At 47.2% G+C, this 25,357-nt stretch carries 23 protein-coding genes and 3 tRNA genes; 8 read left to right on the top strand and 18 right to left on the bottom strand.

From position 1 onward, the window contains the following. Positions 1 to 19: 19 nt before the first annotated feature. From B9N89_RS16030 to B9N89_RS16050, 5 genes are all read right to left on the bottom strand, one after another. The gene (locus B9N89_RS16030; protein ID WP_132320320.1) at positions 20 to 1,429 is read right to left on the bottom strand and encodes a glutamate-cysteine ligase family protein; all 1,410 of its coding nucleotides are present in this window, start codon (positions 1,427 to 1,429) and stop codon (positions 20 to 22) included. Between the two features lie 172 nt (positions 1,430 to 1,601). Further along, positions 1,602 to 2,012, bottom strand: a complete 411-nt coding sequence (locus B9N89_RS16035) for an ExbD/TolR family protein (RefSeq protein ID WP_132320322.1) — start codon at positions 2,010 to 2,012, stop codon at positions 1,602 to 1,604. 11 nt (positions 2,013 to 2,023) lie between these two features. Then, a complete protein-coding gene (locus tag B9N89_RS16040) occupies positions 2,024 to 2,650 on the bottom strand; it encodes a MotA/TolQ/ExbB proton channel family protein (protein ID WP_132320324.1) in 627 nt (208 codons plus the stop codon). 9 nt (positions 2,651 to 2,659) lie between these two features. Beyond that, on the bottom strand, positions 2,660 to 3,262 hold the full coding sequence (locus B9N89_RS16045; RefSeq protein ID WP_132320326.1) for a hypothetical protein: 603 nt from the start codon (positions 3,260 to 3,262) through the stop codon (positions 2,660 to 2,662). After that, positions 3,252 to 3,767 (bottom strand): hypothetical protein, encoded by a 516-nt coding sequence (locus B9N89_RS16050; protein ID WP_132320328.1) that lies wholly within the window; start codon positions 3,765 to 3,767, stop codon positions 3,252 to 3,254. The genes B9N89_RS16045 and B9N89_RS16050 overlap by 11 nt, the downstream gene beginning before the upstream one ends. Before the next feature lie 76 nt (positions 3,768 to 3,843). Here B9N89_RS16050 and B9N89_RS16055 point away from each other — a divergent pair. The 5 genes from B9N89_RS16055 to B9N89_RS16075 all read left to right on the top strand — a co-directional run bounded on the left by B9N89_RS16055 (position 3,844) and on the right by B9N89_RS16075 (position 6,566). Further along, positions 3,844 to 3,920 (top strand) — tRNA-Gly (locus tag B9N89_RS16055). A gap of 15 nt (positions 3,921 to 3,935) precedes the next feature. Then, a tRNA-Gly gene (locus B9N89_RS16060) sits at positions 3,936 to 4,012 on the top strand. A 19-nt stretch (positions 4,013 to 4,031) separates the two neighbouring features. Next, a tRNA-Gly gene (locus B9N89_RS16065) sits at positions 4,032 to 4,108 on the top strand. Positions 4,109 to 4,253: 145 nt separating this feature from the next. Next, on the top strand, positions 4,254 to 5,801 hold the full coding sequence (locus B9N89_RS16070; RefSeq protein WP_132320330.1) for a sensor histidine kinase: 1,548 nt from the start codon (positions 4,254 to 4,256) through the stop codon (positions 5,799 to 5,801). Positions 5,802 to 5,888: 87 nt separating this feature from the next. Further along, positions 5,889 to 6,566 carry a class I SAM-dependent methyltransferase gene (locus B9N89_RS16075; protein WP_132320332.1) on the top strand — a complete coding sequence of 226 codons (678 nt, stop codon included), beginning with the start codon at positions 5,889 to 5,891 and terminating at the stop codon, positions 6,564 to 6,566. 77 nt (positions 6,567 to 6,643) lie between these two features. Here the strand turns inward: B9N89_RS16075 and htpG are convergent, their stop codons facing one another. Both htpG and B9N89_RS16085 read right to left on the bottom strand, forming a co-directional pair. Further along, positions 6,644 to 8,563, bottom strand: coding sequence for a molecular chaperone HtpG (htpG, locus tag B9N89_RS16080; RefSeq protein ID WP_132320334.1), 1,920 nt, complete (start codon positions 8,561 to 8,563; stop codon positions 6,644 to 6,646). 300 nt (positions 8,564 to 8,863) lie between these two features. Beyond that, on the bottom strand, positions 8,864 to 9,157 hold the full coding sequence (locus B9N89_RS16085; protein ID WP_207912293.1) for a hypothetical protein: 294 nt from the start codon (positions 9,155 to 9,157) through the stop codon (positions 8,864 to 8,866). A gap of 182 nt (positions 9,158 to 9,339) precedes the next feature. On the opposite strand from B9N89_RS16085, the gene B9N89_RS16090 reads away from it, so the two are divergent. Further along, on the top strand, positions 9,340 to 10,431 hold the full coding sequence (locus B9N89_RS16090) for a DUF2225 domain-containing protein (protein WP_159455416.1): 1,092 nt from the start codon (positions 9,340 to 9,342) through the stop codon (positions 10,429 to 10,431). Between the two features lie 36 nt (positions 10,432 to 10,467). Continuing rightward, the gene (locus B9N89_RS16095) at positions 10,468 to 10,908 is read left to right on the top strand and encodes a DMT family transporter (RefSeq protein ID WP_132320340.1); all 441 of its coding nucleotides are present in this window, start codon (positions 10,468 to 10,470) and stop codon (positions 10,906 to 10,908) included. A 556-nt stretch (positions 10,909 to 11,464) separates the two neighbouring features. On the opposite strand, the gene B9N89_RS16100 is transcribed toward B9N89_RS16095, so the two are convergent. The 6 genes from B9N89_RS16100 to B9N89_RS16125 form a co-directional block, all read right to left on the bottom strand. Then, complete coding sequence (locus B9N89_RS16100) at positions 11,465 to 14,602, bottom strand: efflux RND transporter permease subunit (RefSeq protein ID WP_132320342.1); 3,138 nt, start codon at positions 14,600 to 14,602, stop codon at positions 11,465 to 11,467. A gap of 12 nt (positions 14,603 to 14,614) precedes the next feature. After that, on the bottom strand, positions 14,615 to 15,265 hold the full coding sequence (locus B9N89_RS16105; protein WP_132320344.1) for an efflux RND transporter periplasmic adaptor subunit: 651 nt from the start codon (positions 15,263 to 15,265) through the stop codon (positions 14,615 to 14,617). Then, positions 15,262 to 16,500 carry a TolC family protein gene (locus B9N89_RS16110; RefSeq protein WP_132320346.1) on the bottom strand — a complete coding sequence of 413 codons (1,239 nt, stop codon included), beginning with the start codon at positions 16,498 to 16,500 and terminating at the stop codon, positions 15,262 to 15,264. Before B9N89_RS16110 ends, B9N89_RS16105 begins: the two co-directional genes overlap by 4 nt. Before the next feature lie 151 nt (positions 16,501 to 16,651). Continuing rightward, positions 16,652 to 16,978 carry a hypothetical protein gene (locus B9N89_RS16115; RefSeq protein WP_132320348.1) on the bottom strand — a complete coding sequence of 109 codons (327 nt, stop codon included), beginning with the start codon at positions 16,976 to 16,978 and terminating at the stop codon, positions 16,652 to 16,654. Positions 16,979 to 17,084: 106 nt separating this feature from the next. After that, positions 17,085 to 17,573 (bottom strand): hypothetical protein, encoded by a 489-nt coding sequence (locus B9N89_RS16120; RefSeq protein WP_132320350.1) that lies wholly within the window; start codon positions 17,571 to 17,573, stop codon positions 17,085 to 17,087. A 10-nt stretch (positions 17,574 to 17,583) separates the two neighbouring features. Beyond that, positions 17,584 to 19,758, bottom strand: coding sequence for a S8 family peptidase (locus B9N89_RS16125; RefSeq protein ID WP_132320352.1), 2,175 nt, complete (start codon positions 19,756 to 19,758; stop codon positions 17,584 to 17,586). A gap of 217 nt (positions 19,759 to 19,975) precedes the next feature. Here B9N89_RS16125 and B9N89_RS16130 point away from each other — a divergent pair, with 217 nt between their 5' ends. After that, the gene (locus B9N89_RS16130) at positions 19,976 to 20,170 is read left to right on the top strand and encodes a DUF7219 family protein (protein ID WP_132320354.1); all 195 of its coding nucleotides are present in this window, start codon (positions 19,976 to 19,978) and stop codon (positions 20,168 to 20,170) included. Between the two features lie 56 nt (positions 20,171 to 20,226). Here the strand turns inward: B9N89_RS16130 and B9N89_RS16135 are convergent, their stop codons facing one another. The 5 genes from B9N89_RS16135 to B9N89_RS16155 all read right to left on the bottom strand — a co-directional run bounded on the left by B9N89_RS16135 (position 20,227) and on the right by B9N89_RS16155 (position 25,354). Then, positions 20,227 to 20,922 (bottom strand): lysophospholipid acyltransferase family protein, encoded by a 696-nt coding sequence (locus B9N89_RS16135; protein ID WP_159455417.1) that lies wholly within the window; start codon positions 20,920 to 20,922, stop codon positions 20,227 to 20,229. Between the two features lie 135 nt (positions 20,923 to 21,057). Further along, on the bottom strand, positions 21,058 to 21,915 hold the full coding sequence (locus B9N89_RS16140; protein ID WP_207912295.1) for a fibrinogen-like YCDxxxxGGGW domain-containing protein: 858 nt from the start codon (positions 21,913 to 21,915) through the stop codon (positions 21,058 to 21,060). Between the two features lie 208 nt (positions 21,916 to 22,123). After that, positions 22,124 to 23,377 carry a hypothetical protein gene (locus B9N89_RS16145; protein WP_132320360.1) on the bottom strand — a complete coding sequence of 418 codons (1,254 nt, stop codon included), beginning with the start codon at positions 23,375 to 23,377 and terminating at the stop codon, positions 22,124 to 22,126. A gap of 8 nt (positions 23,378 to 23,385) precedes the next feature. After that, positions 23,386 to 24,603 carry a hypothetical protein gene (locus tag B9N89_RS16150; protein ID WP_132320362.1) on the bottom strand — a complete coding sequence of 406 codons (1,218 nt, stop codon included), beginning with the start codon at positions 24,601 to 24,603 and terminating at the stop codon, positions 23,386 to 23,388. A gap of 10 nt (positions 24,604 to 24,613) precedes the next feature. Continuing rightward, on the bottom strand, positions 24,614 to 25,354 hold the full coding sequence (locus B9N89_RS16155; protein WP_132320364.1) for a hypothetical protein: 741 nt from the start codon (positions 25,352 to 25,354) through the stop codon (positions 24,614 to 24,616). Positions 25,355 to 25,357 lie beyond the last annotated feature (3 nt).

Genomic DNA, 25,357 nt, shown 5'->3' on the forward strand with positions numbered 1-25,357 from the left:
TCGAACCTCTCATGCCATATTATAAAACTGACTCTAACCACTTATCGTGCAATGCAAATAAAACTTCAGCACTTAGCTCACTCTTTTCCACCTGATCCAGCACATCATCTGCTGGGCAACGGCCTTGCAGGGTGAAGCGCTGGGCGAAGGCATCTAAGATTTTCCCCTTACCTGTGCCTTGGTAGCATGACGGCAAGCGTCTAAAGCCCTCTTGCGCTAAATACATAATTTTCGCAGCAAGATCACGTAAAACTACATTATCGAGGCCCTTTTTAGACATTTTCCAGAGTTCTTCGATATTTTTTTCTTGACTGGTCATCAAGTCGAGAGTTTTGTCCAAGCTTTCATTGTCGTACAGAATCCCTGTTAGGACACAGGCTGGCACCAACTGCCAGGCCTTCGCCTGACTATCGATGGAGCGAAGCTCCATAAAGCCACGGGCACGGACCTCAGGAAAGTGTAAGGAAAGGTGGGTCTCGAAGTCTTCAGCTGTAGGGTATATGCCATCGATGCCCTGATTCATCCAGGCCTCGAACGAGGTGTCTTGATCGGGGACCTTGAAGCCTGCAGCCTCTACGAATACCACATTGGCGGCCATTACCTGATCGAGGTATGCTTCTACACAACTGCTTTGATTGAGATTCTTTTCAATCATTGCCAAGCTAGGAAATCCGGTTCGCCCGCTATCGAGATGCTGCCAGATGTTGCCACGAAACGACTTTAAACCGTTGGGCTTGCCCTCAGATATGGGGGAATGAGCGAACATCCCCGTCATCATGGGAGCGATAAGGTTTGCAGCTAAAAAGCGCTTAGCCATTTTCTGCTCACTGCCACCAAAGTCTAGATTGACCTGGACCGTGCAGGTTTCTCTCATCATCCGCTTGCCAAAGGGCCCGATTCTGGTGAAATACTCATTCATCGCTCGGTACCGGGGCTTGGCCATCTGAAGACCGATGACTTCCGCATTTTGCCACGGGTGACTGCCCATTTGCAGAAACCGTACCTGCTGGTCTGCAAAATACGACTCAAGATCCTTCTGAACCGCCGCAACCCGCTTGCATGCATCATCAAGGCAGGGATAAGGCTTGGAGGAATATTCGAGCTGTCCTCCCGGCTCAAATGTTAGCTGATCGTCAGTCTCTAAAGAAATCCGCTTCAGAGTACCATCTTCATTGTGCTCTGGATTCCAAAGGCGGTGGCTTGGAAGCATGGCAGTCAAATGTTGCTGCAATCCCCCTTCACCTAGTAGTGGAATCATTTTGGGGCTGCCACCGAATGAGGCGACATCCATGGGCATCATTTCGATTTCGATTCCCACCATACCTGGCCATATGGGGTGATCGCGGCGGTAGTCTTCTGGTCGAAGTTTAAAGATTTTTTCCGATAGCCATTGCTGACACCAGTCTCTTGTAATTCTTGTACGTTCCATTCCAAACACTCTCTTTTGGGGCCCTACAAGGAGATATCAAACCACCTACCCTGCAAGCTTTAAGACAACCGCCCGAAAGGGCGCAACAAAGATAAAGGCAAGGCTTTACCAAAACCTTGCCCGCGCCCTCTTATACACGAAGAGGTCTTGGACGGATACTTAGTCAAAACGATCACTGCCCAGCTTCGACGTTGATTGCAAAATCGGTAATCCCATTCTTCCGAACAAGGTCGATCAGTTTAATCACAGCTCCGTGAGGGGTGGATTGATCGGCTGCAATGGTCGCTTGAATCTTGGGGTCTTCTGCTTTCTTAGATTTCACAATCGACGCCAAGCCCGCCTCGTTAACAGCCTTACCGTCCACATAAATCACAGAGTTGCGATCGATGGTAAACGTCAGCTGACTTTGCTCCAAGCCTGCTCCAGTTTCTGCCTCAGGAAGATTCAAATCGATCCCCGGAGTGTTGATGTAATTGGCGGTTACCATGAAGATAATCAGGAGAACCAACATCACGTCGACAAAGGGCGTGACGTTGATGTCAGTAATTCCATCTTCTTCATCAATATCAGCTCCACCTGCCATAGCTGTCTCCTTTATTTTGAAAATTGGGCGACGACAATGCGCTTCATCGCTTCAGCATTGGATATTCGCCGCTTCACCAGCCTTTGGTAGCCGTTATAGGCAATAACTGCTGGAATCGCGACCAAGAGGCCTACTGCTGTCGCAACGAGAGCTTCTGAAATACCAGCCATCACAACTGAAGGTCCCCCAGCTGGGTTATTCGCCAGGTCGTTGAAGGCCTGGATGATTCCGATAACAGTTCCGAAAAGCCCAATAAAGGGAGCATTGTTGCCAAGGGTTCCAAGAATTACCAGGCCGTGGTCCAGCTTCTGTCGCTCTCCCACAATATAGCTGCTCATGCTCTGATCCATAGCTTCCGGTGATTTCGAGGCGTAATCCAAGCCTCGCAGGACAATTTGCGACTCAATTGCCGGACTTTCCTGACAAAGCTGCTTAGCTCCCTCAATGTCCTGGTCGATGATCTTTTTTGTGATTTCATGGCTAAATCGTGAAAAGTCTAATTTGGTTCGGCTAAAGAATACGGCTCGCTCGATAATCACCGCCACTGAGACGACACTCAGGATCATCAGCATCCAAAGCACCCACTCGCTGCCCAAAAGCGTGATTGCCAACAGCTTTTCTACGATATTAAAGTCCATAAAGAGCTCCTAAAAAACAGACAATGGTAAACCGGATCGCTCGGCCCCTATAAAAAGATATGTCACATTAAGCATGAACGTGTCGACCTTTCTTTCCAAGCCCGCCTCGTCCGATGCAGACTCAACTCTGACTGAGGACGCAGCAACCCCCACCTGAAAGTAGGTTTCTCGGTCGGTTTGCCAGTAACCCGCCAACTGTAGAGTCATGCCGTTCCCTTTCCATGTTCCCACAGTCTGATTATGAGTATGATGAGAGGGCGTATCGTAGCTGAGAGCACCATACTCAGCGCCAATATAGACCGAATCGACAAAGCGAAATCCCAGTCCAGCCCCATAGTTAACAACGATGACATCACCGTCGAAAAGCTTAGCTGCGCCTTTGTTCATGGGCGTTGCGCAGCCCAGGAGCTTTAAGTCTATATGGTTCCACACCGAATAGCCTAGTTCAAGTCTAAGCCCATAACCGAAGAAGTTCGGAGTATCCTCTTCTTCAAGGGGCTGAAAGGAAAGGTTTCGCCAATGCATGCCAACACCTGCTAGCACACCGCCATAGAGGTTTATTGGGAAAAAGAGAATCCCGATCACGTAGCAAATGCTTACCTTAAACTTCATGTTGAAACGGCAGAGATTCAAGTAAGGCCTCTTGATATAGGGGAAAGCTCATCAACTCGTCTCCGAACCGGCTGGAACTGATGCGAAGCATGCCGGAGTCTTTAGGTTCGAAAAGTGTGACCACGTCCCAGGTGCGGCTTTCTCGCATGAATTGTCGATCCTGCGGTACTTTGTGAGCTTTGGAAATAATCCATCCCCTGTGGGCTTGCTCAAACAGGAGGCCTTCTTCATTCCAGGGCTGAAGGTAAAAGAACTCACGCCCTTCAGGCAGGGTTCCCCATTCATACCTCATTTTAGCAGATGCCCCCCTTTGAAATCTGGTTTGCTCATTGGCAGCTGCAATGGATTCTTTCATTCTGCGAAACAGCTCCTGAGTCTGACGGGAGTCCTGGACGAGTCGAAACTCAGTTGGTGCAAGAGGTGCCAAATGCGCAGCCAAGATCTTTTGTCGTCGCCCCTTTGGGGAGCCTCGCAAATTATTTAATTTTTCGAAGACTTTTTTCACAACTTTCCTTGACAAGATTAGTAAGAGCCCGTATCTATTGTCGTCACCTGATTCACATGCGAATCAGTTGTCTTGAGCGGGAGTAGCTCAGTTGGCTAGAGCGACGCGTTGCCATCGCGTAGGTCGAGGGTTCGAGTCCCTTTTCCCGCTCCATCAAGACACACCCAAGCGGGAGTAGCTCAGTTGGCTAGAGCGACGCGTTGCCATCGCGTAGGTCGAGGGTTCGAATCCCTTTTCCCGCTCCATTCTAGTTTATACCCAAAAGCGGGAGTAGCTCAGTTGGCTAGAGCGACGCGTTGCCATCGCGTAGGTCGAGGGTTCGAATCCCTTTTCCCGCTCCATTATTCTTCCCCGGACAATCTAATCTATCTTAAGCTATCTCTAAAAAGACCGTTGATATAGTTAATTTATTGCCTAGTCCTTGTCTGCAATTGTAAGCCTTGGCCGAATGTAATAGTAAAAAGCTTCCATATTTTCTAACATCGGATGAGCATGGTGCCTTTCATCAGACAACGGAATATATCACTCTCCTATCGACTCCTCGCTGGTGTACTGCTTGGCAGCTCGGTCCTGACCTTTTTTATTACCTTATTTAGCCTTTGGCTCGACTACCAGCAAGGGGTTCGGAGAATTGAAGGTAAACTAAGCCAAATAGAGACACTCTACCTACCTGGTATCACCCAAAGCCTTTGGGACCTCAACGACGACCATGTAGATTTGAACCTGAACGGGATCATCAACCTTGGAGACATTCCGTACGCCTACATCGAAACCCAAGGAGTCATTCAATATTCCTCCGGTACCATGCCAGGAGAAAATCAAAAATCGATCCGATTTCCGGTGATCTACAAAAGAGACAAGACTCGCTACGACCTTGGAACTTTGGTCGCGGTTGCTAGCCTTGATGGGGTGGTAGACCGTTTGATTAACCAGGCTCTTTTTGTATTTGCTAGCTCATTTGTGAAAACTCTAATACTTTCAGCATTTATGCTGATTTTGTTCCACCAAGTGGTGACGCGACACCTACTAAAAATCTCAAGCTATCTAAAGAAAAACCACTTCTTGCGCCCGTCCAAATCGAGCCGCCTAGTTCTCGACAAGAAATCGGCCTATGGAGACGAGCTGGACCAAGTGGTGCAAGCGATCAATCAGATGCACCAGGAGATCAACCAACACTTTTCCTATCGAGAGAAGGCTGAGCAAGAGCTTCGTCGCCTAAACTCAAGCTTGGAAGAAGAAGTGAAGCGCAGGATCAAGGAGAACGAGCGGCAGCAGATCAATATGCAGAATGCTGCCCGTCTTTCATCCCTTGGCGAGATGGCAGGCAGTATCGCTCATGAAATCAACAACCCGCTGACCATTATCAGTGGCTATGTTTCCATGCTACGTCGGGGACTTAAGACCAAGTCGCTCCCAGAGCCACAGATGGAGTACATCGGCGAAAGGGTCGAGTCTACTATTGAGCGCATCACAACCATCATACAGGGCTTGTTACGCCTATCCAGGGATACTCAAAAAGAGAAGCTCAAGGTCCAAGCCGTCAATCCCATCGTCAAAGATGCGCTCGCGATCTGCCGAGAAAAGTTTTCAAGCCGAGGGATTGATATTCGCATGACTATTGCTGATGAGGCTCTGCTCGCCCCTTGTAAGCCCGTGGAGATCGGTCAAGTGGTGATCAACTTACTCAACAACGCCTATGACGAAGTGATAAAACACACATCCCCTTGGGTAGAAGTCTGCCTCAAGGCCCACGAAGACAAAGTGATCTTAACCGTGACCGATAGCGGCCTTGGTATTCCCGAGCATCTCCGGCCCAAGTTGCTTGAACCGTTCTTTACCACAAAGCCTCTCGGCAAGGGCACTGGGCTAGGTCTCAGCATCTCCCGTGCCATCGCCGAAGATCACCAGGGGCGCCTCTACCTCGATGAGCAGTGGCCCAACACTCGATTTGTATTGGAACTCCCCTCGAAAGAGCATGCTGATGCAAACCCAACCCCAACGCCAGAACCTGCTCGATGGCACCAGATTCATTGACCAGGACAATTTGCAGATTCCGTTGAAAATGCTAGATTTTTGTTATACTTATGGGTTGTTTATAACAGCTAGCAGAGGAATCGAGCCATGACTGATGCGAAGTCTTACTGGGAACGTTACTACGCTGAAAAAAAGTTTGTAGACGGCAAAGCCCCAAACTCTTTTCTCGTGGATATGCTTCCCCGGTTGCAAAAGGGGAAGGTATTAGATGTCGCTATGGGCGAGGGCTCCAACGCTTGCTACCTGGCTCAGAAGGGCTTCGAAGTGAAGGGCTTCGATATTTCGAAAACTGCGGTCGAGCGCGCCAAGTCCTTAGCAAAGGAGATGTCCTTGGAACTGGATGCTCAGCAGGCTGACCTTGACCTCTATCTGATGGGCTTGATGGAGTATGACTCGATAATTATGACTTACTTCCGCCCAGGAGTTACCCGCTACTATAGCAATATCATCAGTGCCCTAAAGCAGGGCGGAACCTTATTGGTCCACTCATATTCACAGCAGCAAATGAACGAAGCCATCGGCCGAGATGAAGACTATCGGAACTTCTACTTTTCTAGTAACGAGATTCTCAAGAACCTATCCGGAATGAAAATCCTGTTTTATCAAGAAGGATTGATCGATGGTAAGCACATCGTGCAATGCCTCGCCCAAAAGCCTGTGGAAAAGGATGCTGCTAAACTGGGGCTCTTCGACATGCACACCAAAGGGCATGACAAAAGTAAATCTAAGCAGCTTGAGCTAGCTGAAAACCTATTCAAAAAATAGAGCCGGCATCGAAGATTAGAGATATTGAGGTTTGAGCATCGGTTGCAGGCTGCAACCGATGCTGATTAGGAGTCAGATTAAGCGTTGGTTTCCGTCATCAAGCTTGCAATCTGCTTTGAGAACTTAAGAGGATCTTCAATCGGAGAACCTTCCGTTAGAAGTGCCTGATTGTAAAGAATCTCTGCCCAGACCTTTTGCTTGTCTTCTGTTAGGCCCTTCATCTTCGCGAAAACAGGGTGGTCAGGGTTGATCTCCATGATTCGCTTGGACTTTGGCATCGATTGACCCATAGCTTCCATCATTCGCTCCATACGTGCTGACGGATCGTAGGCGCCTGAAACGAGGCAGCAAGGAGAATCCACCAATCGCGGTGAAATCTTCACTTCCTTCACATTTTCGGCAACCGCTCCTTGGATGGTATCAATCAAACCTTTGTATTCTTTTTCCTTGGTTTTGATTTCTTTCTCTTTTGCCTTCTTCTCGTCTTCATCATCGAGTTCAAGACCTTCTTTGGTGATACTACGCAAGTCTTTCTCGTCGTACTTCGCAATTGATTGCATCACCCACTCATCAACTGGATCTACGCAGTAAAGCACTTCAAAGCCTTTTTCTTTTAACATTTCAAGATAAGGGCTGCATTCTACCTGCTTGATTGACTCGCCAGTGATGTAGTAAATTTCTTTTTGCTTCTCTTTCATCCGCTCGACGTACTCTTTCAAAGTCGTTAGAGCACCCGTCTCATTGCTATGGAAGAGGGCAAGATCTTGTAGTTTATCTTTGTTACCAACATCGTTGGCAAGACCTTCTTTAAGAGTAGCACCAAAGTTTTTCCAAATTCCTTCGTACTTTTCACGATCTTTGCTCATCATTTGCTTTAGGCTACGAATCAACTTGGAAACGACTGCCTTCTTGATAGCTTGGATCTGCCGATCTTTCTGGAGGATTTCACGTGATACGTTTAGAGACAGGTCATTGGCCTCGATCACACCCTTCACAAAGCGGAAGTATGGTGGTAGCAGCTCTTCGCAGTTGTCCATGATGAACACACGGTTTACGTAGAGCGAAAGCCCCCACTTTGTATCCCGATAGTTGTAATCAAAAGGTTGCTGCGACGGGATGAACATCAGTGCCGTGAACTCTTGCGCACCCTCAGCTTTATAGTAGATGCGTTCCGTAGGCTCTGACCAATCATGAGTCACATGCTTATAAAACTCGTTGTACTCTTCTTCACTAACTTGGCTCGGATCTTTGAGCCATACAGCCTTGCGACTGTTCAGAGTTTCGTCTTCAATGGTAGTTTTGGTCTTGCCTTCGATAGGCTTGTCGTCTTTATCAAGCTCTGGTTCCTCACGAACCACTTCCATTTTGATGGGGAAGTCAATAAAGTCGGAATACTTCTTAATCGTGCTCTTTAGGGTCCATTGATCGGTGAAGTCCTGAGCCGATTCGTCATCACCAAAGTCTTTCAGGTGCAGAGTAATGGTTGTTCCATTACCTTCCGGACGGGTCGTCTTATCGATCGAAAACGATCCATCTCCGGTAGATTCCCAGATGACAGCTTCATCAAGACCGGCCTTCTGAGTCACTACAGTCACCTTATCAGCAACCATGAACGAGGAATAGAAACCGACACCAAACTGCCCAATCAGCTCAGGGGAGTCTTGAAGGTCTTTGGCTTTTTTCAAGAACTCTTTGGTTCCCGACCGAGCAATGGTTCCTAGGTTTTCTAAAACTTCGTCATAGCTCATACCCACGCCAGTATCAGAGATCGTGAGTGTTTTTTCGTCTTTATTTGGAGTCAAACGGATATGCTTCTCAGCACCGGATGTCTTAAGTTCTGAGTTAGCGGCTTCTTCAAACCTTAGCTTATCCAAAGCATCCGAGGCGTTAGAGACCAATTCCCTGAGAAAAATCTCCCGGTGAGAGTACAAGGAGTGGACCATGAGGTCTAAGATTTCTTTGACTTCTGCCTGAAATTGTTTGGTTTCTTTTGCCATTTTTGTCCTCAATAAGGTTTAGCCGAGTCTTCGTAGTTTCGTGGTCGCAAGGCACCACATCCGAATGCAAAGATGAGTCTCCCTAGGCACTTGTCAAGGGAGGACCAGCAAAATTTTTGCTGGCGCCAGAAAACCAGAAACTTTTGGACGCACTTGGCAAATCCCTCGAGCCTCTCCAATCACGACTACCGAGCTTGCGTCAAGGCGTACCTACCCCTGGGAGCTTCTTGATATTTTTAGATTTTCTAGAAGTTTAGATAGGCATTTCAGGCGCTAAGCAATTCAAGCGCCCGATAATTCTTACAAGTCAGCAGGGCGCTTGGGGTTCTTAGTCCCCTTAACCAAAGATAGGAAGGCATTCGTTTCACGTCGATATGGCTGTAAATCACTCTGAAAGCGGCCTTGCCCCTCATCATCATCGCCGCCCGGCCCTTTGGTAATGTAGTCATAAAGAAGGCTTCGCGAGCGCACGAGAAAGCGATCTGGCATAACATTCTCATTTTGACTTATTGAATCGTCCACAATATTCTCCAAAAATGAACGCAAATATGGGTAGTACTCATGGAGGACATCGAAGTAAATTCTCTTTCCCACCAACCATTTTACCATCGCACCGAGCCGATGAGATCTTTTTAAGAAGCTTAAATTCTAGTCGATTTTTTAGAAGCCTCTAAGGGCTCACAGAGTCTAAGGATTTCCAATAAAACACCGATACCGACCCTAGTTTTAATGTCGCAAAAGTAAAAATTGCTTCGACATAGAGATTGAGGTTTGCTTTGTCCCGCGTAACTCGATTAACACCATTTCAACCGGTTACGATTGCTTGCCCGATCTGTGAGCATGAACAGCAACACCATAAAATTAAAGCAACATTGTACACAGAAAAAAATCGAGATATCGACCTTAGACCTCGTCGGGTTGATTGGAACCCAAAAGTTTCGCCCAAGGTTGATCCTAAACTCTACTACTTCTGGCACTGCAAGCATTGTAATTTTTGTGCCGACTATGTCTTCTATCAAAGCCCTTTTAAAGAAGGCAATATGAGCCCCATGCGATTCCGTAAGCACCTCGCTAAGTCTCTCGATCGGGACCCTAATTTTCCCGCAGTACTAGCCGTACTGGATCCATCGTCGGAAAGTGAAAAATCCGACTTTATGCGCACTATACGCCGCAACTTGCTAGCCATTTACGAATTAGAGGCCGTTGAGGAAGTCCGCGATCGCGAGTGTCTTCAAATAGGCGCATACTATCTGCGCCTTGCCTGGCTCATACGTGATATCAAGTCTTCGAAGATGAAGGCGGATCGCTATAAAATTCCCACCAGAAACCTCTTGGGCAAGATTCGAAAGGTATGGCCAAAGGTGGCTTTGACCGAGCGAGACATGTTGATGCAAGCCGTAAAGTATTATCACATCGGACTTAATAAATCCCAGGTGGTCAGCACCACTCCTATGGAAATTCAGATCAACCTCATTATCGCCCGCATACAGCTCCAAATGGGTGCTTTGGATGAAGGTCAGAAGGCACTGATTGTTGCTAAAAAGAAGGCAACTCAATTCGCCAGTATTGCCCAAAAGAAAGAAAAAGAAGGCCGGCTCAGTGCCGATGATATCGATCGCATGACAACCGCTGCATCGAAGTCAGTATCACTTGTGAGAAACGTAGAGACCATTTTCGAAAAGTTGCGCGACGCCAAGCTTGAAAGAAAACTCAATGAAGCCATGGACCTCCTAAAAGAATCCACTGAAACAGACTTGGAGGCACGACGTGAAATTCTTCGCAGCAAAGGATTCGAAGAGAAGGTCGTTTTGAAGGCTTGTCCGCCTATTAAAAAGAAAGGCTTGCTGGAGTTCCTGAAATCAGGGTAAGTATGCAGCTCATATGTCATAGAATTGAGATTGGATATGACCTTAGCTATTAACATTATCGTTCTTATTATCGGTGGGCTCTTAGCGCTGCAGGGGGTGATCAACGCGAAACTTTCGAGTTATCTACCTCACCCTTTACAAGCGGCGGTAATTTCCTTTTCTGTGGGCACGACAGTGCTTCTCGCACTTTCATTATTAACTGGAGAAAGCCCTCCTAGCCTAAGCCAATGGCGATCTATTCCATGGTATCTGTTCATCGGTGGCTTACTAGGTGCGCTAATGGTAAGCAGCGCTATCCTTTTGATTCCTAAGATCGGTGCCACTTCGTTTATCGGCGGCATCATCGTTGGCCAGCTTATAGCAGCTCTTCTCTTGGACCACTTCGGGGTTCTCGGTCTTGACATAAGGCCGATCAATAGCCAAAGAATACTTGGAGTGGTGCTACTGATTGCTGGCTTTCTTCTCACCAGAAGATAAATTGGTTTCCGCTCAAAAAAAAACAGGCCACCTCGATGAGGTGGACCCGCAAGAGTGAGGAGCAAAACATCACATGGGTCTGGAACCCAAAAAGCTAGTGGCCAAAACCACCAGGTGAGAGATTCATTTTCCTCAAATCATCCTAATTTGAGAGAGGGTTTGACCAGAGGTCAATGAGACCAGACGTCCTGTCAGCTGTGGTCAATCCAAGGTTTCCTTTTCCATGTACTAAGATAAAAGCAAGTGCCAGGCCAAATTTTCTGGCAATAGAGCCCTATGAATCCAGTATCTTAAGCGAGACAGAGAAAGGTAGACTCTTAACACATCGGCCAAACTTCCTATCAAGAAGCAACTTAAACATCTAATAATATTGAAAGTTCATTGGTCATCGAGACCGAAACGGCAGGCTTGAGTCAATCGTGGCATCACAAATCAACACAAATGCTTATAATTACTTGAAAATATGGGATAGTTTACAGTTATAAAGGCCTTGAATAGAGTTAGTAGTGGGTTCTACCATAGGAAATGCAATAAGCGGGCCCAAAAGGGCCCTCGATCACGGGCTTTCTACAGCAGAGTCTAACCATGGTTCTACAAGGCTGTAGAGCACAGGAAGGCAAATTAAGGTAAGGAAGGAAGCCGTTAGGATGCCGCCTACCACAACCGCAGCTAGGGGCCTTTGCACTTCCGCTCCCATACCTGTCGACAGCATCATGGGGAGGAAGCCTAGGGCATCGGTCAGAGCGGTCATCAGAATTGGACGAAGACGCATCCTAGAGCCTTCTAGAATTAACTCTTTGCCACTCATCCCCGCAGCTCTCAATTGGTTGAGATAGCTCATCAGCACCACCCCATTGAGCACAGCGATCCCCGAAAGGGCAATAAAGCCAATAGCCGCCGAAATGCTAAAATCTAGGCCATTGAGCTTCAAGCCGATCACCCCACCAAGAAGTGCCATCGGCAGGGAGGTAAAGATCAAGATGGTCTGTAGACTGTTTTTAAAGGCTGTGTAGACCATCGCTAGTACTAAAAACAAGGCTAGGGGCACAAGGTACATCAAGCGTTCTCGCGCCTGGCTCAGATTTTTAAAGCTCCCCCCCCATTCCACATAATAGCCTGGTGGCAACATAAGCTGCTCGCTAATGAGTTCCTGCGCTTCAAGGACAAAACTCTGGGTATCCCGCCCCCTGATATTGATCAACACGGCTGTTCTCTTTTGGCTAGCCTCCCGTCGAATATCACTGTAGGTCTCAACAAACTCCATGGTGGCTAGATCTTTTAAGGGGGTCGTGAGATTCTCAGCAGCACCGACAGGCAGCTGTTCCAGGCTGGCCAAGCTATTACGATCCTGCTCCTTCAGCCGAACATAGATCGGGAAACGAACAACTCCATCGTAGAAAAAGCCAGCTTGAGTTCCACCCACAGCGGTTTCTACAGTCGATATTACCTCTTCCTTAGGAATTCCAAAATGCATCAATGCACTTGTTTTGGGCTCAATACGAAGGAGCGGCGAGGTACCTTTAATCTCCTCTTCGACATCTCCTGCTCCCGGAATCGTCCTCAAAATCGATGAGGCCTGTTGAGCCAAGCGATCAAGTTCCGCAGTATCAGGACCATAGACCTTCAATGCAACATCGGCACGCACACCTTCTAGAAGTTCATTAAACCTCAACTGAATAGGCTGTGAGAAAATCAAACGCTGACCTGGAATTTCTTGCTCAAATGTTTCTTTGATGGCTTGAATCAATTCCACCTTGGTCCGTGGTTTGCCGTTAATCGCCGGCCAAAGGTCCCCGCTTTTGAGCAAAACGTAGGTATCTGAAAGATTGATCCCCATAGGATCAGTGGCTATCTCTGCCGTCCCCATACGAGCGATCACCCGAGCCACCTCAGGAAACTCTAACAAAGCCTTCTCCGAGATCTTTTGCATAGCAACCGCTTGCTCGACACTTATATCCGTTGGCCTCACAAACTGGATGGCAATAGAACCTTCATCTAACTGAGGTAAAAACTCTGAACCACTGGTGCTGAGAAGATATCCACCAAGACCAACAGCACCCAACAAAGTGGCAACGATTAGCAATCGAACCCGTAAGACTCCCTTGAGAAGGATCTCATAGCCCTGTTGGAGTTTTGCCATGACCCATGGCGGCTTTGCAGATAGATTGCCTGGAAGAATCAGGCCTGCTAGTGCAGGGACAACTGAGAATGAAAGGATGAAACCTGTTGTAAGTGCAAAACAGAAGGTTAAGGCCATGGGTACGAACATCTTACCTTCAACACCTTCTAAAGCAAAGATCGGTAGGAAAACGATGACAATAATCAACTGACCGAAACCAGCGGCTCGACGAATCTCGATGGTGCCATCTGTCACCGCTTGCTTGATCTCTCCTCGAAGTAGGGGGCGCCCCAGAGCTTGGCAACGCTGTTGGATCACACGAACGCAGTTATCAATAACAATAACTGCACCATCGATGATAATCCCAAAGTCCAACGCTCCTAGACTCATCAGATTCCCTGATACTTTGAAGACTTTCATAAAAACAAAGGTTCCCAGCATCGCCAGGGGAATCGTGATTGCAGTGATGGCTGCAACTCTGATGTTTCCTACAAGAATCATCAGAACGACAACCACCAATAAGGCCCCATAGGTCAGATTCTCACGCACGGTAAAAAGTGTTTGATCCACAAGATCGGAGCGATTGTAGAGTGTTTTTAGTTCCACATGATCGGGGAGAGACTTTTGGATCTGGCTTAAGCTGCTTTCTACCTCATTCGCTGTGGCACGGCTGTTTTCACCAGCAAGCATCAGGATGGTGCCCATGATGGTTTCCCGGCCATCCACTGTCGCCGCACCGGTGCGAAGCTCCTTGCCTAAGCTCACTTCAGCAATATCACCAATGGTGATCGTTTTAAACAAGGGCAACCTCTTGACCGGGATATTTTCTATATCTTCAATCGAACTGATGAGGCCCTTGCCTTGCACCAAGAATTGTTCGGCTGTCTGCTGGATGTAACCTCCTCCAGCATTGCGATTGTTTACCTCCAAAGCTTCTACGATACTCTCAATGTGGATACCGTATTTGGCCATTTCCTCTAACTTCGGGTGAACGTGGTACTGTTTTTCAAAGCCACCGATGGTATTGACCTCCGCCACCCCTGAAAGCTTTAAAAGCCGTGGCTTAATAGTCCACTCTTGAATCGTACGCAGTTCCATGAGCTGCCTAACACGAGCATCACCTTCTGCTGGCTCTTTGACATCGAGGGAGTAGAAAAAGATTTCTCCGAGCCCAGTAGAAATTGGCCCCAACTCGGGATCTAAACCTGGTGGCAAATTTTCACGGACGGACTGCAACTTTTCAGACACGAGCTGCCGTGCCCAATAGATATCAGTACCTTCCTCAAAAACAATCGTCACCTGAGACAGACCGAACCGAGAAATAGACCGCACTTCCTCAACAGCGGGCAGGCCTCCCATAGCGCTTTCCACCGGATAGGTAATAAACCGCTCAATCTCCTCGGGAACCAAACCCTTCACGGCTGTATTTACCTGAACTTGAACATTTGTCACATCCGGCACGGCATCGATCGGAAGCTGCCGAAATGATATCCAGCCGCCAAGCACCAATAGACAAGTAAAAGCCAATGTTAGGCCACTATGCTCTACTGAAAAACGAATGATACGATTGATCATAGCTTGATCTCCTTAGTGAACATGACCCTGCCCTCCTTTACCCATGGCTTCTAGTTGCGCCACTCTTAGTAAGGGGACTCCAGCTACAACAACCCTATCCTGTGGAGTAATGTTTGAGGCTTTGATAAGCACCGTACCTCCACTCGTTTTGATAAGCTCAACAGATATCAACGTGAACCATGTTTCACTCCTCAAAAAGACTCCGTAATCCTCCTTCGAGTGGAGTAAGGCAGCAACGGGGATCTCGAATTGCTGTTTGCTAACTTTCTTTGGTGCTGCCTCCTGAATCCCTAATCTTGCGATCGCCTGGGATGAAAGCTTAAATTTTCGTCCTTCATCATCAACGTCCTCAATCGCCTTCCCCTGACCAAAGGAGCTGCCATGGTGGTCGTGTTCATCGTCTTTATGTCCATGGTCGCCGTGGCCATGGTCATCAGAATGCTTCACATCCTCGAGCTTATGATCATGCTCATCAGAATGCTTGCCATCCTTGTGCTTATGCTTGTCGCTTTCGTTCTTATGATCATGGTCATGGTCATCTGTGCTCTGATGGTCATCGTGAGAATGTTTGTTGCCTCTATCAGCTTGATCGTGATTATGGTCATCATCCCCTCCAAAGGCTGGCTCAAAAGACAAAAGTAGAACTAAGAATAAATACTTCATAAGATACCCTCCTGAACCGATGAACCTTGGATGAGTCGGATGTCAAAGAGCGTTTCTAAAACCCTCAAGCGCAACTGATTCCTTTCCTCAACCACACTTAATAATTGCTCGTGTCCTTCAACAATTAGGTTGGCATCGATAAGACCTTTGGCGATCTCGCGATCTAATTGCTCATGATTTTTCTCAAGCCAAGACTGACTGGGGAGAGCTTGTAGTTCAGCTTGCAACGATTTGTAATGATCCAAAAGAAGGGAGAAGCGCTCCCGATGCTCACTCTGAAAAGCAGCTTCCACAAGCTTTTTCCCCTTAACTTGTTGTCGCGCTCGATTGATGGAACCCTGATTTTGATGATAGACTGGCAAATCCAACGACATACTGAGACCCAAGCCTACTTTGCCCTGACCGATATCATCAAATTCTGCTATGGGCCCAATCTTTAGATTTGGAGTCGCGAGACTTTCTTCTACATTTAGCTTACTTTCTGCAAGATTGGATTCAGCACGATAAAGCTTTATCCATGGGCTTTCACCAAGCTGCGGTTTAATTTGGGGCCACTGAGGCCAGCCAAGCCCTACAGACCCTTTTGGCAATCTAAGTCCCTTGCTCGCAAAGGAGCTAGCTAGCTTTCGCAGCTCTCCCTTCTTGCGATTCGTGCGGATCAAGCTAGATGCCTCCGCCAGGCTAAAGATCTGAGCTGATACACGAGTTTCAGCGGATAAGGCTCGTCGCGACCGGTAAGCGTTGACAATTCTCTGATAGGAACTTCGCATCTCATCGAGATATTCAAGCTCTTCCTGTTTTGCCTTCATTCTAAATAGCTTCATAGCATAGGCGGCAAAAGCCCTCTGCTGTGTCAATTCCAGGTTCGATGCGGCGACTTGTTCCTCGGCTCGACCCAGCTCGGATCGCATCTTTGCTTTTGAGCCAAGCTCAAAGGTGTGCCGATAAGACAAGCTTAGGGACTGACGCTGTTCCCCCTCTGCATCTCGGGTGATCAACTCCGATTCAAATTCAGGGTTTAGCCCCTGTTCATAGGCCTCCGCACCAAGCATCGCCACTGATTGGTCTGCTTGACTTTTAATCACATCAATATCCCGGCTTACTGCACAGGGAAGAACATCGAACCACGACTGCAAGTACTTGCAGTTATTTGCAGGATTTGGGGTAGAAGCAAGAACGCTGCTTGCCACGCACCACCAAACCAAGGCAAACCACGAGTTGCAAAACGAACTCATAGATCCTCCAAAATATTTTGAATGTATTTTAGCCTGTTAACTGGAAATCGAAAAACACTAGCTTAAAACTGCCAGATAAACTAGACGCCATAGGCAAACAACGGTCTGACATCGGCAGTTCGACGTTCTTCAATTTCACTGAATGTTAGATTTAGGCAATGGGGGGCCTAAGGAGCTGCTGTATGTGAGGGTTAGGTACTTGGACATTGTTATAGAAAGATTGACTTTGTGTCTCTTGAGGAAGCTGGCTGGCTACAACCGGCCACTGGATGGGAGCGATAGCACAGTGCCCCAAGTGGCAAATATGATGATCGCCATCATGAGACCCACTGTGACAAGGGTGAGGGTCTAGGATCCCCTCCGCTAGTTGATCTGGAGAGGATAAAGTCTGCGCATCTTCCATAAGCGAAAGCGAGATGCTACTTACTGCAAGTACCATCACTAAAGTTGCGATAATTTTTCGTATTAGACCGGTCATTTACCTTCTCTCAGAGCGACTCGGATGGCATTTTCACACGAATAAAGGTGTAGCTCAAGTGATTTATTGCTCTGCCACACCATGCCCGAAACTTTTCCACTATTGATCAGAAGGTTAGTGAGAAGAAGCTAATATGGATATCGAAGAATTCTTTGCGAATTTTTCCAGCGATCTCTTCTTGAAAGAAGGCCTGGCACTCACTCGCCTTCATGGTATCGCTCTTAGAATAGACAACCTTGCCCTTCTTGCTAAGAACCAGAGAGCTGCTTAAGGACTCTTCATCAAACGCTGTTTCAGCAGATAGAGCCATGCAATGGCCTGTTTCTTCGCTACCAGCGATGGAAGCGCCGGTATTATTGATAGTCATAAGTCGAAACTGAGTTTCCACCAGAAGTGCAGCAAACTTATCTCCAGCATCAGGACCGCTGAAGGCATCAGCCTTTGCAACCACTCCATCGAAACTTACTTGAGCCCCTTCTGCACCCGCTGTCACAGAGCGTCTTTTAATCTGGGGAGCATTTTGAAATGCAGTTGATCCGCAGCCGAAAAGAACTGAACTTGCCAAGAAATATGTGAATAGCTTAATTGACTTCATGTTTCGTCTCCTAATTCTTTCCCTGATAGATGACGGTACTACCCTGGCTGCACTGAATTTCTGACTTTGTTGAGAACACCAGTGGCCCTACAATATCACAAAGTTTCTGACAACTTCGTTTATCGCTAACACTAGCTTGGTATAAGACCTCCTCTTGTCCATCGCCATCAACTCTCACCAACTTACAACTCGCGCTTCCAGCAAGCGATAAGGCATTGACATCGCCAAACGTAAGATCTTTGTTTAGATCTATGTCTAAGGCAATTAACTGCGATTCAAACTGTCGCCCCTGAGTATCCGTAACTCGTGCGAATACCTCTGCCTCAGCAAAGCCTAATGGCACATCGATATCGATGGATGTCGCGCCACCGGAAGACTCTCCGATAAGCTCTTCGTCATGGAAAATTTCGATTTTTTGAATTGGCGCATATTTCTCTTCGGTTTGTAGACTCAAACTGAAAGTGCTACCCCGTGTCGGTCGAATCACATCGCCAACCTCTTGAATCGTAGCCTTAGCCTTAACTGCATCCATGAAGGCATTGAGATCCATCGATCTTGAATTATTCACAGCCTTTGAGAAGTTTCCTGTCACGGAACTGGCTAGCAACTCAGCCTTCACTTCTTGAGCTGTTAAATCTGGGGCATAAGACCAAAACAAGGCGACTGCACCAGCCACATGGGGCGAGGCCATCGATGTCCCGCTTAGGGGTGCATACGCCTCGTTCGGGCTTGGCGCTAACGATGTTGGAATCGTAGAGACAATGTCTTGACCTGGTGCAGCGATATCGACGGAGGTCTGACCAAAGTTAGAAAATACAGCTAGGTCGCCTCCTCCATGGAGAGCTGCCACTGAAATGATTCCCGGATCTTCATACGATGCTGGATAAGCCGGTTGAAGATCATTGTCATTGTTCTCATTTCCTGCAGCGATCACCAGCAACTTACCTGCGCTGGTGTTAGTCGCAATTGCGTTAACTTCGAGCTGACTAGGAGGACCTCCCCCCAACGACAAATTCATAAGCTTAGCATTAGTTTGGGATACATACGTTAAGCCGTTAATAATCATCTCAGACGTTCCAAAGCCTTCGTCACCAAGGACTTTTACGGCGATGATTTGAGCCTTCCAACAAACTCCGGTGATACCTAACTGGTTGTCACCCAACGCTCCGATCGTACCGGCTACGTGGGTTCCGTGCGCCTGACGATCGATGAAGTCATCAATATTTGCCGACGAGTAGTCCCGACTCAGACCTGGCAGAACATTATCTTTGAGATCGGGGTGATTGGGATCAATTCCCGTGTCAAGCACTGCCACGATTGTATTCGAACAATCCGTTAGATTTTCCCAGGCAGCATCAGCTTGAATGTCCATATCCGGTGTAAAAGGGGTATCACCGATAGGGTCCTGACCATTATTCGCAAGGCCCCATAAAGTGTTGTAAAGGGTATCATTGGGGACTCGCGTCGAGTAGCTTAGGGAGTTTCCCGTACTGTATGCGACGAGAGGGTCTATGGCTGTTTCTTCTTCCAACCGGTCCTGCTTCGCTAAGCCCAAATCCTGGTATTCAAAAAGATAGGTGTTCTCTTGAAGCAAATTCTTCGACTTCTTTATGCCGTGCTTCACTTCAAATTCACGAATGTCATCATCTGCAATGGTGTCCTTGAATTGAACCAAAAGATGATTTGCAATGTAGACGTAGGACTGCTTGACTTCAGTCTTATCCGCGGAAAGCGTATCGCGGATGATGAAGTTTTGAAATGATTTATGATTCGCTCGCACCAGGGTTGCTCGCGTTGGGTTGCCGTCTCGATCAAAACCTTCTTTGCTTTCCAATACTTCGCTATCGCGAAGATAGGCTAGATGCTTATCTTTAAGAGACGCAAAACGCGGCTTTGGGGACGTAGGCTTTCGTACTTCTACTTTCCGAGATCCGTTCGCTTGTTCTATCCGTACCGGCTGAATGCGAGGCTCTTCAGAGCTTTCAGTCACGAAGCGATTGAAGCCAGACTCAGCAAAACTCGTAGGCGACACTGGATTTTCAGAAGAAATGGTTTCCTCTGCTGCTATCTCACTAATTTTATTATTTTGTCCTGTAGATGGAAGCTCTCGATCCAGTTTTAAATAAAGAAACATACCAACGGCAAGCGTTCCCAACGCCAGCCCTACCCGTAAGGTGTATTTCATTTTGTCTCCGTCCCCTAGAGTTTTTGCTTGATACTCGGTCTGCGCATCATGATTCTTGCAATTTAACGACCAGCAAATATTACTTGGCAGCCAAACGATTCAAGGTATATAGAGAAGCGACAGGTGCCCAAGGACTGAACACTGTTTACAGTTCTATCATCACTTCAGTGATGCTATCCTATTCTACACGAATCAGTTTTTTTTGAGGGAGGCAGATATGTCCTTAGAAAGTCCACATTCCTTACTCAATGAGTATCTCCAGGAGTTCGCCCACGAAATTGGCATTATTTGTGCCCTCGAAGCCGGTGGGAAAATCGACTCCAAAGAGGCCTATTCGCAAGTAAAGGCTAAGTGGAAGGAATTAAAAGCGAAAAAGAAAGAGCTATTTCCCAAGATTGATCAGGTTGGCTAATCCTTAGACAGCTTACTCACGCAGACGGAAACGGCTACCTGAGCGGCTCCCACGACCTAAGCACTCTGTTGCTTAGCGGGGACTGGCTGCTTTTGGCTCGCAGCAAAATAATCATCAGCCACTCTTTCGAGATCTTCCAAAGACTCATGAACCTGCCTTCTTACAGATTCGAACTCTTGATCGTTAAGATCCCGAGGTACCATCAAAGGCTCGCCATAGACTACTGCCACCCTACTAAATGGTTTTGGAATACGGAACTGATCCCAGCTCTTGTGCAAGACCCATTGTTTTTCACCCACGGTGCAAAGAGGCTGAATCGGGGTTCCCGTTCGGGATGCAAGGGTGATAATTCCTGACTTGACGACTTTCACAGGGCCACGGGGTCCATCAACTGTGATGGCCGCAGACCAGCCCTTATTAACTTCATCAATAAGACCCTTCAAAGCTTCTTTTCCTCCCCGAGAGGATGAACCTCGAACGCTTGTCATGCCTATCATTCGAGCCAGGAAAGCGACGAATTCTCCATCGAAGGAGCGGCTCACAAGAAGACAGATCTTATGCTTAGCGTGAGAAAGAATCCCAGCGAAGCAGTTGTTGTGCCAGGAGGCAATCGCGTAGTTCTGCTTCGAGGTTAAGGCCTTCGCTCGATCGAAATTATAGCTTTGGACAAGTTCATAGCGATAGCTCTTGTGAAACAGCCAGCAAAGAAAAAATGATATTCGTAACAGCAACCACCGCTTCACGGTTTTCATCGATTGAAGTCTCCGTTGTAATAGGTATTGCCTGCAAGGTACCAAACAGAGACCTTTTTTCCCAAGTAAAAATTTCGTCATTAAGATATGTGTTTTTGGCTCACTAAATCTGAGCAACGAACCTCCAACTCAGGCCTAGCGGAACCACATGCGGTGGATGGTATGAAACATTTCATTATCTGGATCGTTATCGCATTCCCAATCGTTACTATCCAGGCTGGAACCAATGGACCAATGAGATAAGTTATTGTTGCCACGGAAGGTGGTTTCAGTGAGTGCCCGGTCTAAGCGCTCCCCATCACCACCCGTATTGAGGCCCGGTAAGTTCGTTGTATGACCGGTCAGGGCTATAAAGCTCCCTTCGACACCATTACAGCTACCGGCGCCTTTACGACCATAGTCTAAGCATGTTGCTAAATCGGTTTTAAAGTGAAGAACTCGATTGTGATCGTTAGTTCGACAAAAAAAGCGAAGCTCTGTGAAATTGAACATCGATAGTAGCGAGGGTGCAATATGTCCCCAAAAAGCTGAATTCTGCTCGTCGTCACCAAGCTGACTTGAATTTAGCATAGGCATGCTATCAGTCCTGGTGGTCAGCGGTGGATTCGTGGCTCCCTGGTGAACATAGTTCAATATCATGGTCCAGCCACCACCTTCCTCGGTCATATCACAGTAAGCATCGAGAAACTGTTGTTCGCCAAGTTCGTCTTGATAGAAAAGCCGATAAACTCCAGATGGCGCCTCAGCAATCTTTTCTTGTACGTCTAAACAACTTGAAAACGCAAGGTAAGCAACTTGCTCAGAGCCAGGAATGACTTCGTAAACCTCTTCCTGAATAATTTCTACCGCCGCCTCTTCCTGAGATACCGCATCCTGATTCAAGGGGCCAGGTACGGTTACCGTCGACTCCGTATTCAGGCTCGTAAATCCTGGTTCATCTTGGTTCTCAGCCTGACAGCCCAGGGATGCTAGGAAAAGGACGAAGTAAATCATATTTTTCGAGTACATCTCGATGACCGCTCTCCTCGAATTGTTGGTCGTATTGATCCTATCTACGGATCGGGAATCGAGGAGGTAAAGTCGAACCACAGATACTTCATACAGATATTTCAACAACTTAAGCAAAGGCAATTCGTCAGTAGCATGCCGAGCAAGGCCTGCGTATAGGCAAAAGATCACTCAAAAGGGTCATGCTCTATTATCAATCTCTCCCGGGCAGTATCCGAAACCCAACCGTACGGGTGAATCTAACGCCTTCGAGAAAACGGATACTTTCCTCCGCTGACAGGTTAAGCTCCACCGAATGCTCGTGGCGATAGGAAGCCAAACTGATCAATCGCATTAGATTGTCGATTGATTCACAGTCTGATTGCTCTGGACATAGTCCATCTTTAAACACGTCGCTACCAAGGGCGTTCGGGTAACGCTCGCCATCGAGATCAACCAATTGCTGGAGCCGCTGACAATAGTATATACTTTGATCGGCTGAAACTTGTCTACAATCGAGCTGCGCCCAGACCTGCTCCATAAGCCTAGCTTTACTTTCTTTAAGTGCTTGGCTCCAAAAGGTGTTAGCAGCCAGCCCTGCTATGAGACCCGGGCTTGCCCTTTCGACTTTAAATTGAAAACTCTGATCAAAATAATTACGAATTCTAGCAATGCTATGCTTCGCCTTCCAAAACCATGCCTCAACGTGACTGCTCTGATCGACCCTTTGTAGAAAACTTCTTAGCTTGAAGGACGCACTCCAAGCGACTTGTGTGATCAGGCTATATTCGTAGGCAAGATTAACTGAAACAGTCTCTAGATAGGATTTGATCCCATTGTCATTGAATTGACCATCATCACCTAATAGCTGACAAGATTGCTCCCAAGGAATCAGTATGTTTCCCAAGGCCTGATCATGAAATATAAGTCCGTCACTGGCGCCTGGAACTGTCAGAGGGCTGTTGCTGGAAATCAATAGGCTCGCGGTTTCTATGGGCAGTTTTGTAACTTCAAAGCGCCTTGGATTCTGTCTACCAAGTTCCTTCACGTGCTCGGTCCATCCCGGCGTTGAAAGCTTGATGAGAACTTTCACATGAGGTCCCTCCTTAAGCCGAGAATCTTTTTGGTCTATTAAGAAGCTCATGCTCTCGATGAACTCGTAATCCCAGGATTCCCAATTGGATTGCCCAAGATAGCTATCAAGCTCCGCTTCAAGTTCATCCCTCGATTGTCGAAGCTCTCTCGCTTCTTGACAGCTTTCTAAAGTGACTAGCCCGGGATCAACTCGAAAAACCTCTAAGTCCCCTTCCTTTAAGGGAAGAACAAAAGCAGTTTTGCAATCCTGACTAAAAAAGACTTCGCGGCTGCCCTTAAAACCATGGCAATGCTTTCCTAACACAGGGTAAACGTTGCTAAGTAAAGCTTCAGTGGGCCATAACAAAGCCAACAACCATAGATAGTACCTCATACCTACTCCTAATAATATATGGTGCCAGTCTTTACTTCGATTTCTTCGCCTATAGAAACAACATGCTCTGAGTCGTAGCGTTGAGTACTATTCAGGATATAAGACCTCCCGTTGAACTGAAGCAGTCTCTTAAGCAAAAAACTGGTAGTTTTGGCCCGAATACAGCTGGAATCGTCACTCTTGTCACAAAATGCCTGAGTCATAGCTTGTTCAAGCTGGTGGATTGAGTCTAAATCCTTAGGGTGTGGGGCTGGTGGCTGAATACCTCCTGGGGAATCCAGGATATTTAGCTGAGACTCTTGCGCGAACTGGCTAAGAAAATCGAGCCTCACCTGCTTCATAATTTCGAGATAGAACTTATCTGACCGAGCCGGGTGGCGCTCCAGAACTTCAAATTCAAAGTAGCTGTCGCTATAAAAACCGATAAATTCAGACATCGACCAGAATCCTAATGAACTGGTAAAATTTGTTCTTAGATCACGAATCAAGCGCTTCGCCCTAAACCGAGCTCGATATGAAATTGGGCTATAGAAGCCAAAGACATGATTTACATTGATAATCTCCGAAAATATCCTCTTGGCATCGTCATCCGATAACTCTCCATTCTTAACTCGCGGGCATACCTCAGATAGCTTATAGTGGGCTGTTCCAAGAGTTGCTCCGCTATAGGTGTGAAACGAGGTCGGCAAACTTAAGTCAAATGAGATACGGTTCTGGTCAAAGTGGGCAAGGCTATGGAGAGGATATAGAGGCAGGATTTGAAAGTCGGGGTTTTCGATTCCAAGATTGTCAATCACTTCAAAGGGTGGTTGGTTATCGATGATGAACTCGATTTCAAGACCGTTCCTATCTGCTAGCTTGGCTGAAATCTCCTTGAGACTTTTCAGAGCCTCGGTTTTTTCAGCTATAGCCAGGCTTATTCCAGGGTCTGGATTATCGCGAACTTGTCGTAAAAGACCTTCGATGTCAGTCTCGATTTTTTTCTCTCGATCTTTCATTAGAGAATAGAAATTACACTCTCCAATCTCTTTTCGAACCCCCTTCAAGTTAAAACGTCTGTCGCGATGAGGACTTACGTAAGCCTCCGAGCACGACTCATCAAAAAAAACATTCTCTGACGATGAGATTGACTTGAAGTCGGGGCACTGCTGACCCAACACTGGCTGACCCAACACTGATTGACTCAATATTGGCGCAAGAAAAAAAACAGCGATCTTTAAGTTCATGGGACACCTCCTATCGTTTATACCAAACGCAGCGGAACCCCACTTGCTGGGCGGCTTCATCTGCACTTAAAATCAATGACGCGGCAAATATCCCAGAGTCCTCACCACTATCCCAAGCTCCCCCTCGTATCAGGCTAAGTTTCTGTTCTTCAGCCGCTTCGGCCGGATGCACCAACCAAACCTTTCCGAGCGACCGCGCATCAGAGGATCGATAATCTTTGTGAGGACCAAATTGTCGGATTAGTTCGATACGGGGTAACTGATAAGCAAAGAAATGTCCCGGTTTGAGCGACTCAAGAGGTTTCTCTGTATTAACCCTCTCCCACAAATTCCCTGAAAAATCCCAGACGACCTTATCTCCCCCTGTAAAGTGAAAGCGTCGTATTTGACTTTCTCGGTCTAGTTGTCCAGTGGCCCCTCCTTGGCTCCGACGATGGTTCCCTTGATGAAGCCTTTCCCCTTGCCAGTTTCTTGAATCCTGCTCAATCAGACGAGCGACTATCTGCCACTGTTGATTGTTCACCAATCCAAAACGAGGGCCATTAGCCTCACATCCACGTTTTGCATCATCGAGGCTTGCTTGACTCCACAACCCCAATTGCTCATCTGCTACTGCAAGTCCCTGACTGCCCTTTCGGGCCTCCATGCTCATTAAGCAAAAGTCTTCATTGATATCGACATAACCCTCTGGGCAGGAGTATCCTGGGGCCGAAATGAGAATAGCCAAAAGAAGTAAGCCTTTTTTATTCATGGA

Origin of the sequence: Pseudobacteriovorax antillogorgiicola (assembly GCF_900177345.1) — a bacterium.
Taxonomy (GTDB): Bacteria; Bdellovibrionota_B; Oligoflexia; order Oligoflexales; family Oligoflexaceae; genus Pseudobacteriovorax; species Pseudobacteriovorax antillogorgiicola.